Consider the following 14461-nt stretch of genomic DNA (forward strand, 5'->3'; position numbering starts at 1 on the left):
GCCTGTGCGCAAGAAAGCATGGACATGGCTGCTGGCGGCGCTGCCGCTGCCAGCCTGGGCGGGGGTGTTGTTGCAGAATGGCTTGTGGCAGGTGGAGCTGGAGCCGGCCACGCTGGCCATCGCGGCGAAGCCGGCGGGAGCGATGGCGCGGCAACTGTCGCAAGGCGCGGCGCCGCATGCGGTGTCGGCGTTGAGCCAGGATGGCCAAACGGCGCAATGGCAATGGGACGATGGCAAATACAGCTGGCGCGCCAGCTTGCAGGGCCGCGATCTGCAGCTGACGCTGACGGCCCGCGAGGCCGGCAAGGTGGAGCTGTTGCGCCAGCCCGCCGCCGCGATGGGGCATGGTTTGCTGCTGCCGCTGGCCGAGGGCAGTTACATCCCGGCGGGAGACAAACTGTGGCAGGACTTTCTGCCCGGCTTCGCCGGCGACGGCCTCAATACTTCGGAAAATCTCAGCCTGCCGCTGTGGGGCATGGATTATGGCCATCACAGCCTGAGCTGGCTGCTGCTCAACCCGTTCAACAATGCGCTGGCCATCCGCGCCGAAGGCAAGGGGCTGGCCCTGTCGCTTAGCCACGAGTTCAACGCGCTCAATCAGCAGCAGCCGATGACGCTGTTGCTGCACCTGGGCGAAGCCAACCTCCTGTCCGGCGCGCAACGCTACCGGCAATGGCTGGAAGACGAAGGGCGCTACCAGACGCTGGCGGACAAGATCCGGGCGCAGCCCGAAGCTGCGCGGCTGATCGGCGCCAGCCATGTTTACCTGTGGGGCAATAACCTGCTGGATGCCGACGACGTGGCCGACTGGCCCGGCTTTGTGCAGCGGCTGCGCGGCGGCGGCGCGCTGGCGCGCAAGCTGCGCGGCCGTTTCGACGCCGAAGCGCGGCAACTGCTGCAGCAAGTCGGCTCCCGGCCTGACCGTTACCAGAAGAAAACGCTGATCGAGGCCTTCAACCAAGCGCTGACCGCCGAGGCCCGCGCCGGCTGGCTGGGGCCGCAGCCGGACTGGGAAGGCATGGCCGAGCCTTACCGCCGGCTGCGCGGACAGGTGGAGCGCGACTTCGGCCCGGCGCTGGCCGCCGACTCCACGCGCTGGGGCGGCGGGCTGTCGCGCAAAACCGTGGACGCGCTGGCGGCGGCCGGCCTCAAGCGGCTGTGGCTGGGCGCGGACAATTGGGAAGGCGGCCTGTGGCAGCCACAGGCGGTGGCGGCCGGCATCAAGGCGGGCTACCTGATGGCCGCCTACGATTCCTACGAAACCGCGCTGCCGCCCGGTCAGCATGTCGACTGGCTCACCGCCCAGCAAGGCGCGGCAGTCTACCGCGACTGCGGCGTCACGCTGGCCAGCGGCAAGAAGAAAACCGGCTTCCAGCAAGCCGGCTATTACACCAATCCGGACTGCGTGCGCGCCACGCTGCGGCGGCGCGCCGAGGCCCTGCAAACCGCCGCCGGCTTCAACAGCTGGTTCCTGGATGCCTACGCCACCGGCATGGTGTTTGACGACTACAGCGCCGGCCATCGCGGCAGCCAGGCGCAACTGGCCGCCGGCAACGAGCAAAGCATGCGTTGGCTGGCCGACCGCTTCAAGCAGCCGGTAGGCTCGGAAATGGGCAACGCCGCCACCAGCGGCGGCATCGCCTTCGCTCACGGCATGCAGGTGCCGGTGCTGGGCTGGGGCGACGCGGACCTGCAGAAAAACCGGCAGTCGCCGTATTTCCTCGGCCGCTGGTTCCCGGCTGACCAGCCGGAAATCTTCTTCCGCCAGGCGCCGCTGAAGCAACCGTACCGCGACCTCTACTACGCGCCGCAGTACCGGCTGCCGCTATACCAGGCGGTGTTCCACGGCTCCATCATCACCACCAACCACTGGCTGTACGACAACCTGAAGTTTTCCAACGCCTACGCCGACAATCTGCTGGCGCAGTGGCTGTACAACGTGCCGCCGCTGTTCCACCTGTCCGCCGCCAGCCTCAAGGCCAGGCTGCCGCAGCTACAATGCGCCGACCGCGCCTTCCGCCCGGTTCACCTGCAACTGGCGCTGCAGGCGCTGACCGGCTTCGTCTGGCTGAACGCCGAGCGCACGGCGCAGCAAACCCGCTTCGCCGACGGCAGCCGCCTGAGCGCCAACTTCGGCGCGACGGCGGTGGGCGAGGGCGATCAGGCGCTGCCGCCGCAAAGCCTGAGGGTGGAGCTGGCTGGCCAGCCGCCGCGGCTGCTGCGGGTGGCGGATTGCGGCGGGGGCTGATGCGCGGCGATAATGCCGTTGTCGTTTTGCGGGCGCTGTGCCTGCGGTGACCTCCGCCGCGCTGGCCGCAATTTGGGTACGGAATTCTCGGTAGGATTGGGATGCGCTTTTTTGTTTTGAAAAATCAGTGAGTTGAATTTGGTGTGTTCCCCACGGGCGTGGGGATGAACCGCGCGTTCTCAGCGGGGTTTCGACGGATCGCAGGTGTTCCCCACGGGCGTGGGGATGAACCGGCGTGCTAACAGGAGAGGGCCTTTATCTAGAGGTGTTCCCCACGGGCGTGGGGATGAACCGGCGCGAAATTTACCGAGGCGGACGAGGATCGGGTGTTCCCCACGGGCGTGGGGATGAACCGGCAGCATTCTTCATACACCTCCCTTGGCGGACGTGTTCCCCACGGGCGTGGGGATGAACCGGCGATGCAGCCGTATGAAATCGCCGTCCGCACGTGTTCCCCACGGGCGTGGGGATGAACCGCGTTACAGTAACGCTTTCTCGCCTATGCTTCGGTGTTCCCCACGGGCGTGGGGATGAACCGAGCCGGGTATTTCGCCCGGACGGCATCGACGGGTGTTCCCCACGGGCGTGGGGATGAACCGCCATGCTTTTCGGCGACACCAACCAGGAGGGCGTGTTCCCCACGGGCGTGGGGATGAACCGCTGGGGGCGCAATGAACCCGATCCGCTTCACCGTGTTCCCCACGGGCGTGGGGATGAACCGGACCCCACCATGAACCGCTCCGGTCTGAAAGACGTGTTCCCCACGGGCGTGGGGATGAACCGGCGATGATCCGGACGATGATGACGACGACGGCGTGTTCCCCACGGGCGTGGGGATGAACCGAGTTGCGAATCACCGCCAATTTCCTCCGTTTCGTGTTCCCCACGGGCGTGGGGATGAACCTTCTCGTCTCCAAAATGGTAATGATCCCAGTACGTGTTCCCCACGGGCGTGGGGATGAACCGTCTAACAGAGCAGTTACGCCAACGAAGCCAAAGTGTTCCCCACGGGCGTGGGGATGAACCCGCTGGGCATGGGTTGCCCCGAGATCCGACGCGGTGTTCCCCACGGGCGTGGGGATGGGCCACGGCTTGCAAACGTGATGTGCGGCTTGTTTTTCTGGATGGAATGTCTCGGCTTGTGCCTGCCTGGCAAAATGCCGATAATGATTGAGCAAATTGCCTGATTGGAGATTGCCATGCCCGCACGCGCCGCATTCCGGCCCGACCCCGTTCTCATCCGCCGCGCCACGGTCAGGGAGGGAGAGCGCCGCTCCCGCCAGTCCGACTTGCTGGGCGCGCCGGTGAGCAGCGATTACGACATCGTGAAAGAGGTAGCCAAGGGCTTGGATCCCGGCGTGATCACTCGCCTGACCGATGAGGGGCTGACCCGGCGCGAGCTGGAGTTCGTCATTCCGCCGCGTACGCTGACCCACCGCATCAAAAACGGCGAACGCCTGAGCACCGACGAATCCGAACGCAGCGTGCGGCTGGTCAACCTGCTGCTGCAGGCCGAGCAGCTGCTGGGCGGCAAGGAGGCGGCAACCGCCTGGCTGCGCCAGCCATTGCGCCGTTTCGATGGCCGCAGCGCGCTGGAAGTGGCCAGAACCGAGCAGGGCGCGCGGCTGGTTGAAGAGCTGCTGATCCAGATCGAGGAAGGCTATGCGGCATGATCGCCTGGCGGATCAGCCGCTTTGAAGACTTGCGCGGCCTGGGCGGCATCCGCGCCCGCGGCCGCTGGCACAATGCCGGCCAGCCCATCGTCTACCTGGCCGACCATGCGGCCAGCGCCATGCTGGAAATGCTGGTGCACAGCGAGTTCGCCGTGTTGCCCAACACCTTCACTCTGCTGAAGGTGGATATCCCTGATGGTCTGGTGCAGGCGCTGGATCCGGCCCAATTGTCGGCAGACTGGCGCGACGACCAAGAGCAAACCCGCGCGCTGGGCGACACCTGGCTGGCCCAGGCGCCCGGCGCGGTGCTGCGGGTGCCCAGCGCGCTGGCGGTGGAGGGCTGGAACTACCTGCTCAACCCCGTCCATCCCGATGCCGCCGCCTGCAAGATACTGGCGGCGATGCAAGCCCCGCTCGATCCCCGCTTCCGGCCCGGCTGAGCCGCCGTTTGCCTCCCCCTCCCTGAAGTCGAACGTCGCCGTTCGGTTTTTTACTTTGGCGATGCTGCCGCGTAATGCGCGCCATGACATTTTCAATGTGAAATGACGAATGATTTTCCTGCTGCTAATCTGCGCGCTTGGGTCGGGTCCAGCGGGCTGACCGGTTTTTGCCGGAGGAGCGATGCAGGCTGAGCGGGGCTGCAAAAGCAAGATCACTGAAACTTCAGGAAAAGGCGGGCAGCCGTTTAACGGCCTATCGTTATCCGTCCGGCAACTCTGGGCCAAAAGCGGCGATCCCCATGGCCATGGTTTGCTATGCCATATGCTGGATGTGGCGGCGGTGACGCTGGCTTTGCTCGACTACTGCGGGATTTCGGCCAAGGTGTTGGCGCAGCGCTTCGGCTTGCCGGAGCATGCGGTGTTTTCATGGTTGGCCGGCTTGGTGGGTTTGCATGATCTGGGCAAGGCGACTCCCGGCTTCCAGGCGAAATGGGATGAGGGCCGCGCGCTGGATGAGCGCGCGGGCCTGCCATTCATGCCGGAAAAGGCGTTGGAGCAAGATCGTCACGATTTGGCCACCGCCAGCCTGCTGCCGCCCTTGTTGCAGGCGCGCAATGCGCCTTTTGCCTGGGCCTTGTGCGTGGCCCAGGCGGTCAGCGCCCATCATGGCTTCAACTTCGTCGATATGCGCAAGGGTGCGCCTCTGCGCGAACCGGATACCTGGAAGCAGGCGCGGCAGCAGCTATTCGACGTCTATTGGGATACGGTTGCGCCGCTGGAGTGGCCGCAGGATCGCGATCTATCGCTGATCGCGGTGGAGTGGCTGGCGGGTCTGACCAGCGTATGCGACTGGATAGGTTCCAACGCTGAGTGGTTTCCGCCTGGCGAACGCGGCGCGACGCCGCTTGAACATTTTCAATGCGCGCAAAAAATAGCGCGCGCAGTTTTGGTCGATGTCGACAAGCTGGGTTGGCCAGCCCAACGCGCCTTGCTCCCACAGCCCGATCTTGCCTGCGATGAGCTGCTGACTCGCATTTTGAACGCGCAGCAACCGCTTGCCGCCCGGCCGCTGCAACGCGTCGCGGACGCGTTGCTTGCCGAAGGGGCCGGCCCCAGCTTGATGGTGGTGGAAGCGCCGATGGGAGAGGGCAAGACCGAGCTGGCGTTTCTGGCCAGCCTGCGGCTGCAGGCCAGGCTGGGCCATCGCGGCATCTATTTCGCCCTGCCGACTCAAGCCACCGGCAACGCGCTGTTCGAGCGCGCGCTGGTGTTTTTGCGAGCGTTTGCAGACAGCGTCCGCTTGGACATCCAGCTGGCGCATGGCGGCGCGGCCATGAATGAAACGGTGGCCAAGCTGCGCAATGTCTGGGGGGATGAGGGCGACGACTCAGTCCGCTCGTCAGCCTGGTTCGGGCAGCGCCGCCGCAGCTTGTTGTCGCCGTATGGCGTGGGCACGGTGGATCAGGCGCTGTTTGGCGTGATGAACGTCAAGCATCACTTTGTGCGCTTATGGGGGCTGGCGGACAAGGTGGTGGTGCTGGACGAGGTCCATGCTTACGACGCTTATACCAGCACGCTGATAGAGGCCTTGCTGCGCTGGCTCAAGGGCATGGGTTGTTCGGTCATCCTGATGAGCGCCACCTTGCCGGACGCCCGGCGGGCCCGCTTGTTGAACGCCTGGGGAGTTGATGCCTCGGACATCCCGGCATTGTCCTATCCCAGAGTCTTGCTGGCGGACCATGGCGGAGTGCGTGGAGAGACATTCAAAGTACGTGAACAGCAGCCGATTGCGGTATCCGGCCTGGATGAGTCGCTGGAGAGCATAGCCGCCGCCGCGTTGGACGCGTTGGACGATGGCGGCTGCGGTGCGGTGATCGTCAATACCGTGGACAGGGCGCAGCAGTTGTATTCCATGTTGGCGGGAAGACTGGGGGATGGCGTCGAACTATTGCTGTTCCACGCCCGTTTTCCTGCTGATGAACGGCTGTTGCGCGAGCGGCAAGTCTTGCAGACTTTTGGCGCGCCTGGTGCCTCTGGACAACGGCCAGACCGAGCCCTGCTGCTTGCAACCCAAGTGGCCGAACAAAGCCTTGATATCGACTTCGACTTCCTGATTTCCGACCTCGCCCCGGTGGATTTGCTGTTGCAGCGCGCCGGCCGGCTGCATCGCCATCGCCGCGACCAGCGGCCCGCTGCTCATTTAACGCCGCATTTGCGGGTTGCCGGCTTGTTGCCGGACCGCCTGCCGGAGCTGAAACAAACCAAGTGGGGAAGCATCTACGGCGATTATCTGTGCGTGGTGACTTGGGCCGTTTTATTGAATGACCCCACCTGGCGCTTGCCGCTGGATATCGACCGGCTGGTGCAGGCGGTTTACGCGCCGTGGCCGGATTTGAGCCATCTGCCGCAGGAGCTGCAGGACCGGATCGAGATGGTGGACAAAACCCGCCACGGTGCCAAGACGACCTTCCAGGCCCAGTTGGCCAGCCATATCGCCATCGACCCCAGCGCCGAGCCCGCCTATGCCTATGCGGACAAACCGCATGGCGCGGATGAGGACGACATTCTGGGGCTGCGCAACAAGACGCGGCTAGGCGAGGACAGCGTCACCGCGCTACCGCTGTGGCCGGATGGCGAAGGCCATTGGCGGCTGGCGCCGGATGACGCGCCATTCAATCCGCAGCAGCCGGTAGACGACGCGCTGGCCAAGCGCTTGTACTCGCGGCAGATCAAGCTGTCCCGCAAGGATGTGGTTCAGGCGCTGTTGCAGCAGCCTTTATTTCCCGCGCTGCAGGAGCATGCTTTGCTGACGCATTGCCAGCCATTGTTGTTGCAGGCCGATGGCAGCCTGCTGGGCAATACGCTGGTGAGTCTCGATTCTAGGCTGGGCTTGGTATACGGCCCGGCGCCGAAACAGGAGATGGCATGAACGCAAGATTCAATCTGCTGGACGAGCCCTGGCTGCCGGTGCGCGGGCTGGATGGCCGGGTGGAGGCGGTCGGTCTGCTGGAGCTGTTCGCCCGGGCGGGCGAAATAAGCGGTTTGGCGGAAACCGATCCGCCCAATCTGATCGCGCAATACCGGCTGCTGCTCGTCATCTTTCATCGCGCTTTGTCGCAGGGTAAAGGGCAGTGGCGCTTGCGCGACATGGCGGGCTATTACCGCGATGGACTGCCGCTCCAGCTGATTCATGGCTACCTGGAGCAATGGCGGGAGCGCTTCTTCCTGTTTCACCCCGAGTTTCCCTTCATGCAGGTGGCGGCATTGGCCACGGCGGAGGAAACCCGGGACAAAACCAAACCGTGGACGCAGATCGCTTTGTCCAGCAGCACCGGCAATGCGCCGGTGGTGTTCGACCACGCGGTGGATACCGTACCCGTTGCCATCGCCGCGCCCATGTTGCTGAGACAGTTGCTGGGCTTCTTGCAATTCACGCCGGGCGGTTTGGTGAAGACGCTGCGCGATTCGGACAAAGCCGGCCCGCTGGCCAATACCGCGGCGGCCATGCCGCAGGGCGATACCTTGGCGCAAACCTTGTGCCTGGCTTTGCATCCCGCGCCAGTACAAACCGAGCAGGACAGGCCCGCGTGGGAGAAAGGTGCTGTCGCCATTGCTGCCTTGAAGGGCGAGCCTACCTTGGCGACGGGGCCGAATGACCGCTATACCCGTTTGAGCCGGGCGGTGTTGCTGCTGCCCGAGGATGACGGCCTGGCTGTGGCGCGCATCCGTTTCGCCGCAGGCGTGGCTTTGGCCGACGACGAGCATGCGCCGGACCCGATGGCTAGTTACCGGATGGGCAGCGTCGGTCTGGTGCGCTTGAGTTTTACCGAAGGACGGGCGCTGTGGCGCGATCTGGCGACATTCTTGCCTGACGCCAGCGGCAAGCATGCTGTAGCGGCAGCCGTGTTGAGCTGGGCGGAAGCATTGCGACAGTCGATGGGCGAAACGGCCTCGATGCCTATCCTGGTGGCCGGTCTCGCCAGCGATCAGGCCAAGCTGTTGCGCTGGCGCGCGGAGCGCTTTCTATTGCCCCGCCGCTTATTGGAGCAGGCCGAGGCTTCCGATGAGCTGCGCGGTTTCCTGCGGCCGACGGAAGAGGATTTTTCCCATTTGCGCCAAACGGCGACAACGATGCTGGCGCGCTCCATGCCGGACGAATCGCACAAAGATACCCGCAGCCGGGCGCGTAGCTTGTTCGAGAACGGTCCGGCTGGCGCGCTGTATTTTTCAGCGCTGGAGCGCCAATTGCCGCGTCTATTGGATTTGATAGGCGAGTCGCGCCTGGACGAGGCGGACGCGCATTGGCGCGATGCCCGGCACGCCGCTGTGGTTCAGGCCTGGTCTGCCGCGTGCAAGCAGTCAGGCTCCACGGCCAAGGCGCTCCGCGCGCAGACGCGGGCGGAGCCGGCTTACCACTCGTTGTTGAAACCGCTTAAGTCCCCATCGTCTGTCGAGGAGCAAGCCCATGTCTGAACACGCGCAGGACTTCATCCTGCATCTGCAGCAATTGGCGGAACACGATAGGGGCGCGCTGGCCGCCTTGCGCCGCAGCGTTGGTTTCCCGCCCGGCGCATACCCGCCGGCTTTTCCCCATGTGGAGCGCTTTGTGCCGGCGGACAGCCATGCCGAAGACAGCTTCCGGCTGGCGCTGTATGTCGCGGCCGGCCTGTTTGCCTTGCTGCCCAGGCATCAGCCGGGACAGAGCTTGGCCGCCGCCTTGGGCAAGCTTTGGCAGCACCGGAAAAGCGACAGCGTGGAGAAGCGTTTCATCGCGCTATTGGATGCCGAGCCGGAGCAACTGCCCAACTATCTGCGCCAAGCGGCCGCGCTGTTGGCGGCGGATGGTTACGGCCTGGATTACCAGGCTTTATTGCGGGATTTGAATGATTGGCTGTCGCCCTGGCAAAGGGAGCAATACGACGGCACCACCTCGCGCGACAAGGCGCGCCGCAATTGGGCGCGGGATTTCTATCGCCAGCATGAAACCGAGCAGGGCTGATTTTTTCCATTTACCCGAGAGATAGCCATGAGCCTGTTTGTCGAATTCCATCTGATCCAGAATTTCGCGCCGTCCAATCTGAACCGCGACGACACCGGCGCGCCCAAGGACGCCATGTTTGGCGGCTACCGCCGAGCGCGGGTCAGCAGCCAGTGTTTCAAGCGCACCATTCGGCTGGGCGCGGATTTTCCGTCGCAAAACCAGGGCGTGCGCACCAAGAAGCTGCTGGACCTGCTGCGCGCGCAATTGAGCGAACAATACGGCCGGGAGAGCGAGGATGTGAATGCCCGCATCGAAGCCGCCTTGGCGGCTGCGGGCCTCAAGCTGAAGGATGACGGCAAGACCGAGTACCTGCTGTTCCTGGGGCAGCAAGAGATTGATGCCTTCGCCAAGCTGGTGAACGAGCATTGGGAGGCCTTGGCCGCGCCGGCAAGCGGCGAAAAAAAGAGCAAGAAGGACGCCAAGGCCAGCGCGCCGGCCGAGGTGGTGAAGCAGGCAAAGTCCATCATGAATGGCGGCAAGGCGTTGGATGTGGCCTTGTTCGGCCGCATGTTGGCCGATATGCCGGAGGTGAATCAGGATGCCGCCTGCCAGGTGGCGCACGCGATCAGCACCCACCGGGTAGAGCGCGAGTTCGATTACTTCACCGCGGTGGACGACATGGGCGGCGCGGACGAGACCGGCGCCGGCATGATCGGGCAGGTGGAATTCAATTCCGCCACCTTCTATCGCTATTCAGTAGTCGACCCCGTCAAGCTGGCGGCTAATCTGCAGCAAGACAAAGACCTGGCCTTGACCGGCCTGCGCGCCTTGACCCTGGCGACGGCGCGCGCCATTCCCACCGGCAAGCAAAACACCTTCGCCGCGCACAACCCGCCCAGCTTCATCGGCGTGGCCATCCGCCACGCGAGCCCGTTGAATCTGGCCAATGCTTTCGAAAAGCCGGTTTACGCGCGTGGCGGCGATGCGCTGACCTCGCCCTCGGTAGCCGCGTTGGCCGACTACGACAGCAATCTGTCCGGCATTTACGGCAATGCGAACGACGCCTGGGCCTATATCGACCTGTCCGGCGCCTGGCCTGCGGGCAAGGGCGAAAAGCTGCCCAGCCTGAATGCGCTGGCCGATTGGGTGGCGGCGCAGGTCAGCGCCAAGCTGGAGCAATGAAATGGCCACGCTGCTGCTCAGGCTGGCCGGCCCCATGCAGTCCTGGGGCACGACCAGCCGTTTTGATGAACGCGACAGCGGCCTGGAACCGTCCAAGTCCGGCGTGCTGGGGCTGATATGCGCGGCGCTGGGGCGGGACCGTTCGGAGCCGCTGGATGATCTGGCCGCGCTGAAAATGAGCGTGCGGGTGGACCGTGAAGGGCTGCTGATGCGCGATTATCAGACCGCTACTGGTGTGTTGCTGGCTTCCGGCAAGGCGGATGCCAAGCGTACGGTGATCAGCCCGCGCTATTACCTGGCCGATGCGGCGTTTCTGGTGGCGCTGGAGGGAGAGCATGGTTTGTTGGCAACCATGCAGCAGGCCCTGCAGCGCCCCGTTTGGCCTTTGTCCCTGGGCCGCAAATCCATGCCGCCCGGGCTGCCGGTTTGGTTGCCGGAGGGCATTCAGGATGAAACCGCCCAAAAGGTGCTTTCTTCTTGGCCGCGCATCGCGCCATGCCGCGCCGAGCATAAGGGCCAGCCCTTGCGTTTGATGAGCGAGCATCCAAGCGAAGGCGCGGTGCGCTTGGATCAGCCGGCGGCTCCCTTTGCCGAGCGGCGTTTCGGACCGCGGTTTGTAAAGCCGGAGGTGGTGGATGTACCTGACACAACTGAAGCTTGACGCCAGGCAGGCCGCCGCGCGCCGCGATCTGGCCAACGCCTATGACATGCATCGGAGTTTGTGCCGGGCATTTGCCGTGGATGAGCAGACCAAACCTTCGCGTTTCCTGTGGCGGCTGGAGCGGCATGATGCCGCGCAGGGTGAGGCGATGGTGTTGGTTCAGTCGGAACAACCTGGCAACTGGCAGCCTTTAGGCCATCTGCTGGATATCGCCTGCAAGCCTTTGCCATTGGAAACGCTGGTGCAGACTGACAAACGCTACTTCTTTCGCTTGCTGGCCAATCCCACCGTGACGCGGGAAGGCAAGCGCTACGGCTTGCAAAGGGAAGAGGAGCAGTTGGCATGGCTGGCGCGGCAGCTGGAGAGGTCCGGTGCGGTGGCCCAGCATGTGCAGCGTGGCCTGAGCCAGCAATGGCGGCTGCGCAAGCCGGGCTGCCTGATGACCTTGCAAGCGGCGCGTTTCGACGGCGTGCTGGCGGTGGACGACGCGCAGAAATTGCGGCTGGCGATGGCTTCCGGCCTGGGGCACGCCAAAGCCATGGGTCTGGGCCTGCTCTCTCTGGCTCAACTGTAAAGGAATCGGGATGAGCCAACCCCTCCCGCCCTTGAAGCCGCTTCCCATCAAGGAGCGGCTTTCCGTCTTGTTCGTCGAGCGTTGCCAGCTGGATGTGCTGGATGGCGCTTTCGTCGCGGTGGATGTGACAGGCGTGCGCACCCACATCCCGGTGGGCGGCGTGGCCTGCTTGATGCTGGAGCCCGGCGTGCGGGTATCGCATGCCGCCTGCAAGCTGGCGGCCCAAGTGGGTACTTTGTTGGTGTGGGTGGGCGAGGCTGGGGTGCGGCTGTATTCGGCCGGCCAGCCCGGCGGCGCGCGGGCGGACCGGTTGCTGTACCAGGCGCGGCTGGCGCTGGATGAGGACGCGCGGCTGAAGGTGGTGCGCGAGATGTACCGCCGCCGCTTTGGCGACGAGCCGCCGCAAAAGCGCAGCGTGGAGCAGCTGCGCGGCATCGAGGGCGCGCGGGTGCGGGCCATGTACCAGCAGCTGGCGCAGCAGTACGGCGTCAAATGGCAGGCGCGCAATTACGACCGCGAAGACTGGGACCAGGCCGACATCCCCAACCGTTGTCTGTCCGCGGCCACCGCCTGCCTGTACGGCGTGACCGAGGCGGCGGTGCTGGCGGCCGGCTACGCGCCGGCCATCGGTTTCATCCACAGCGGCAAGCCGCTGTCCTTCGTCTACGACGTGGCGGACGTCTACAAATTCGAAACCGTGGTGCCGGTGGCCTTCGCCGTCGCCGGCAAGCCGGTGCACAACGTGGAGCGCGAAGTGCGCCAGCGCTGCCGCGACATGTTCCGCAAGACGCGGCTGCTGGAGCGCATCATCCCGGACATCGAGACGATGCTGGACGCCGGCGGCCTGGACAAACCGGAAGCCCAAGGCGTGGTGGACGCGGCGTTTCCGGAGGACGAGGGGCTGGGCGATGCTGGTCATCGTACTTGAAAACGCGCCGCCCCGGCTGCGTGGCCGGATGGCGATCTGGCTGCTGGAAATCCGCGCCGGCGTTTACGTCGGCACTTACAACCGGAAAATCCGCGACTACCTGTGGCAACAGGTGGAGGAGGGGCTGGAAGAAGGCAATGCGGTGATGGCCTGGCAGGCCGTCACCGAGGCAGGCTTCGACTTCGTCACCCTAGGCGCCAACCGGCGGATGCCGGCCGAGTTCGACGGAGCCAAGCTGGTGTCTTTTTGGCCTCCACCCGGGGCGGATGGGGCTGGCGAATAGGATGTTGTCGGCTTGGACGGAATGGGGAGTTGGGTTCTTTAAAAATCGGTAGATTTTTGAGTGGTATTTTTGTTTTTAAAAATCAATTACTTGTAATTGGTGTGTTCCCCACGCCCGTGGGGATGAACCGGCTTCCGGCCGGGCGCTTTGCATTCCACGAAAGTGTTCCCCACGCCCGTGGGGATGAACCGAGATATAACTGTTCGCAACGCGACTATCGTCTGTGTTCCCCACGCCCGTGGGGATGAACCGGCCTCCCAGTGGATGATGCTGCCGACAACGCTGTGTTCCCCACGCCCGTGGGGATGAACCGCGAATGCTGCGTGGGCGCAGTACAAACAGATCGTGTTCCCCACGCCCGTGGGGATGAACCGCGGCTGGCAGATCGTCCAGCTGCTGGCCGAGCGTGTTCCCCACGCCCCGTGGGGATGAACCGGCTGCGGGCATGGCCGGTGCGGCGAACCAGGGGTGTTCCCCCACGCCCGTGGGGATGAACCGGACGGCGCGGTGGACACGTCGGCAGCGTTGAAGTGTTCCCCACGCCCGTGGGGATGAACCGTGGTAGTGTTAACGATGTAGAACGTGACGGAAGTGTTCCCCACGCCCGTGGGGATGAACCGCTTTAGCTAGGGCTTCCCCCTCCCCTCTTCCGGTGTTCCCCACGCCCGTGGGGATGAACCGCCGGCTGCGCGACGCGAGCGGGCCTGGAATTCGTGTTCCCCACGCCCGTGGGGATGAACCGCTGGAACAGCGACACGTAGTTGATGCCGTGCTGTGTTCCCCACGCCCGTGGGGATGAACCGACCGAAACCCTAGGGAATGCGCGATGAAAGAAGTGTTCCCCACGCCCGTGGGGATGAACCGATGACGGACACCATCACCATCAACGGCCAGAAGTGTTCCCCACGCCCGTGGGGATGAACCGGGGCCGGCGCTGTGGCGGGGGTGACGCTGACCGTGTTCCCCACGCCCGTGGGGATGAACCGGTCAGTGCGCCGTCGAACGGGCTGAACCAGGCGTGTTCCCCACGCCCGTGGGGATGAACCGACACGGAACACGACGGCTTGCCGGCCACGGCAGTGTTCCCCACGCCCGTGGGGATGAACCGCTATCGCACGCGCCTGGTGCGGTTGACCTGTCGTGTTCCCCACGCCCGTGGGGATGAACCGCGCCGCACGCCGTCGCCGTCTACGTCCTGGACGTGTTCCCCACGCCCGTGGGGATGAACCGGACAGATTGCCGTAGCAAACATCCTCTTGACCGTGTTCCCCACGCCCGTGGGGATGAACCGCGCCCGGCGGGTTCGAGCTCGATGCCGATGCGGTGTTCCCCACGCCCGTGGGGATGAACCGCAGACTGCCAGCCTGGCGAAACCGGTCTGAGAGTGTTCCCCACGCCCGTGGGGATGAACCGAAAGACATCGAGCGTTTGGCTCAAACGGTGCTGTGTTCCCCACGCCCGTGGGGATGAACCGTCTTCCCATCCAACCAA

At 64.6% G+C, this 14461-nt stretch carries 11 protein-coding genes and 3 CRISPR repeat arrays (1 of these 14 cut by a window edge); all 11 genes read left to right on the forward strand.

All coding sequences use genetic code 11. The annotated features are described in order from the left end of the window. Positions 1 to 4 precede the first annotated feature (4 nt). The 11 genes from MY55_RS12230 to cas2e all read left to right on the forward strand — a co-directional run bounded on the left by MY55_RS12230 (position 5) and on the right by cas2e (position 12970). Positions 5 to 2248 carry a glycoside hydrolase gene (locus MY55_RS12230; protein WP_244270682.1) on the forward strand — a complete coding sequence of 748 codons (2244 nt, stop codon included), beginning with the start codon at positions 5 to 7 and terminating at the stop codon, positions 2246 to 2248. Between the two features lie 143 nt (positions 2249 to 2391). After that, positions 2392 to 3336: direct repeats of the CRISPR family, unit length 29 nt; unit sequence GTGTTCCCCACGGGCGTGGGGATGAACCG. Positions 3337 to 3447: 111 nt separating this feature from the next. Further along, positions 3448 to 3921: an antitoxin Xre/MbcA/ParS toxin-binding domain-containing protein gene (locus tag MY55_RS12235; RefSeq protein ID WP_052258067.1), complete on the forward strand. Its 474-nt coding sequence runs from the start codon at positions 3448 to 3450 to the stop codon at positions 3919 to 3921. Next, the gene (locus MY55_RS12240) at positions 3918 to 4361 is read left to right on the forward strand and encodes an RES family NAD+ phosphorylase (protein ID WP_043575468.1); all 444 of its coding nucleotides are present in this window, start codon (positions 3918 to 3920) and stop codon (positions 4359 to 4361) included. Before MY55_RS12235 ends, MY55_RS12240 begins: the two co-directional genes overlap by 4 nt. A gap of 211 nt (positions 4362 to 4572) precedes the next feature. Continuing rightward, entirely contained in the window at positions 4573 to 7290 is a 2718-nt protein-coding gene (locus MY55_RS12245; RefSeq protein ID WP_047258693.1) for a CRISPR-associated helicase/endonuclease Cas3, read from the forward strand. Then, entirely contained in the window at positions 7287 to 8834 is a 1548-nt protein-coding gene (gene casA / locus MY55_RS12250) for a type I-E CRISPR-associated protein Cse1/CasA (RefSeq protein ID WP_043575467.1), read from the forward strand. The genes MY55_RS12245 and casA overlap by 4 nt, the downstream gene beginning before the upstream one ends. Continuing rightward, complete coding sequence (gene casB, locus MY55_RS12255) at positions 8827 to 9360, forward strand: type I-E CRISPR-associated protein Cse2/CasB (protein WP_043575466.1); 534 nt, start codon at positions 8827 to 8829, stop codon at positions 9358 to 9360. The genes casA and casB overlap by 8 nt, the downstream gene beginning before the upstream one ends. A gap of 27 nt (positions 9361 to 9387) precedes the next feature. Continuing rightward, positions 9388 to 10524, forward strand: a complete 1137-nt coding sequence (gene cas7e, locus MY55_RS12260; RefSeq protein ID WP_043575465.1) for a type I-E CRISPR-associated protein Cas7/Cse4/CasC — start codon at positions 9388 to 9390, stop codon at positions 10522 to 10524. Position 10525: 1 nt separating this feature from the next. After that, on the forward strand, positions 10526 to 11185 hold the full coding sequence (gene cas5e / locus MY55_RS12265; protein WP_065202412.1) for a type I-E CRISPR-associated protein Cas5/CasD: 660 nt from the start codon (positions 10526 to 10528) through the stop codon (positions 11183 to 11185). Next, on the forward strand, positions 11160 to 11759 hold the full coding sequence (cas6e, locus tag MY55_RS12270) for a type I-E CRISPR-associated protein Cas6/Cse3/CasE (RefSeq protein WP_043575463.1): 600 nt from the start codon (positions 11160 to 11162) through the stop codon (positions 11757 to 11759). Before cas5e ends, cas6e begins: the two co-directional genes overlap by 26 nt. 10 nt (positions 11760 to 11769) lie before the next feature. Continuing rightward, the gene (gene cas1e, locus MY55_RS12275) at positions 11770 to 12687 is read left to right on the forward strand and encodes a type I-E CRISPR-associated endonuclease Cas1e (RefSeq protein WP_065202413.1); all 918 of its coding nucleotides are present in this window, start codon (positions 11770 to 11772) and stop codon (positions 12685 to 12687) included. Further along, positions 12668 to 12970: a type I-E CRISPR-associated endoribonuclease Cas2e gene (cas2e, locus tag MY55_RS12280; RefSeq protein ID WP_047244616.1), complete on the forward strand. Its 303-nt coding sequence runs from the start codon at positions 12668 to 12670 to the stop codon at positions 12968 to 12970. Before cas1e ends, cas2e begins: the two co-directional genes overlap by 20 nt. A 101-nt stretch (positions 12971 to 13071) precedes the next feature. Next, a CRISPR array of direct repeats spans positions 13072 to 13345; the repeat unit is 29 nt; unit sequence GTGTTCCCCACGCCCGTGGGGATGAACCG. Between the two features lie 94 nt (positions 13346 to 13439). Then, positions 13440 to 14461: direct repeats of the CRISPR family, unit length 29 nt; unit sequence GTGTTCCCCACGCCCGTGGGGATGAACCG (it continues 44 nt past the right edge of the window).

The organism is Chromobacterium subtsugae (assembly GCF_001676875.1).
Classification (GTDB): Bacteria; Pseudomonadota; Gammaproteobacteria; order Burkholderiales; family Chromobacteriaceae; genus Chromobacterium; species Chromobacterium subtsugae.

What these genes read in the sequence shown, in the direction of transcription:
- MY55_RS12235 (WP_052258067.1), top strand. Translation starts at nt 3,448, where the DNA reads ATGCCCGCACGCGCCGCATTCCGGCCCGACCCCGTTCTCATCCGCCGC.
- MY55_RS12240 (WP_043575468.1), top strand. Translation starts at nt 3,918, where the DNA reads ATGATCGCCTGGCGGATCAGCCGCTTTGAAGACTTGCGCGGCCTGGGC.
- casA (WP_043575467.1), top strand. Translation starts at nt 7,287, where the DNA reads ATGAACGCAAGATTCAATCTGCTGGACGAGCCCTGGCTGCCGGTGCGC.
- casB (WP_043575466.1), top strand. Translation starts at nt 8,827, where the DNA reads ATGTCTGAACACGCGCAGGACTTCATCCTGCATCTGCAGCAATTGGCG.
- cas7e (WP_043575465.1), top strand. Translation starts at nt 9,388, where the DNA reads ATGAGCCTGTTTGTCGAATTCCATCTGATCCAGAATTTCGCGCCGTCC.
- cas5e (WP_065202412.1), top strand. Translation starts at nt 10,526, where the DNA reads ATGGCCACGCTGCTGCTCAGGCTGGCCGGCCCCATGCAGTCCTGGGGC.
- cas6e (WP_043575463.1), top strand. Translation starts at nt 11,160, where the DNA reads ATGTACCTGACACAACTGAAGCTTGACGCCAGGCAGGCCGCCGCGCGC.
- cas1e (WP_065202413.1), top strand. Translation starts at nt 11,770, where the DNA reads ATGAGCCAACCCCTCCCGCCCTTGAAGCCGCTTCCCATCAAGGAGCGG.
- cas2e (WP_047244616.1), top strand. Translation starts at nt 12,668, where the DNA reads ATGCTGGTCATCGTACTTGAAAACGCGCCGCCCCGGCTGCGTGGCCGG.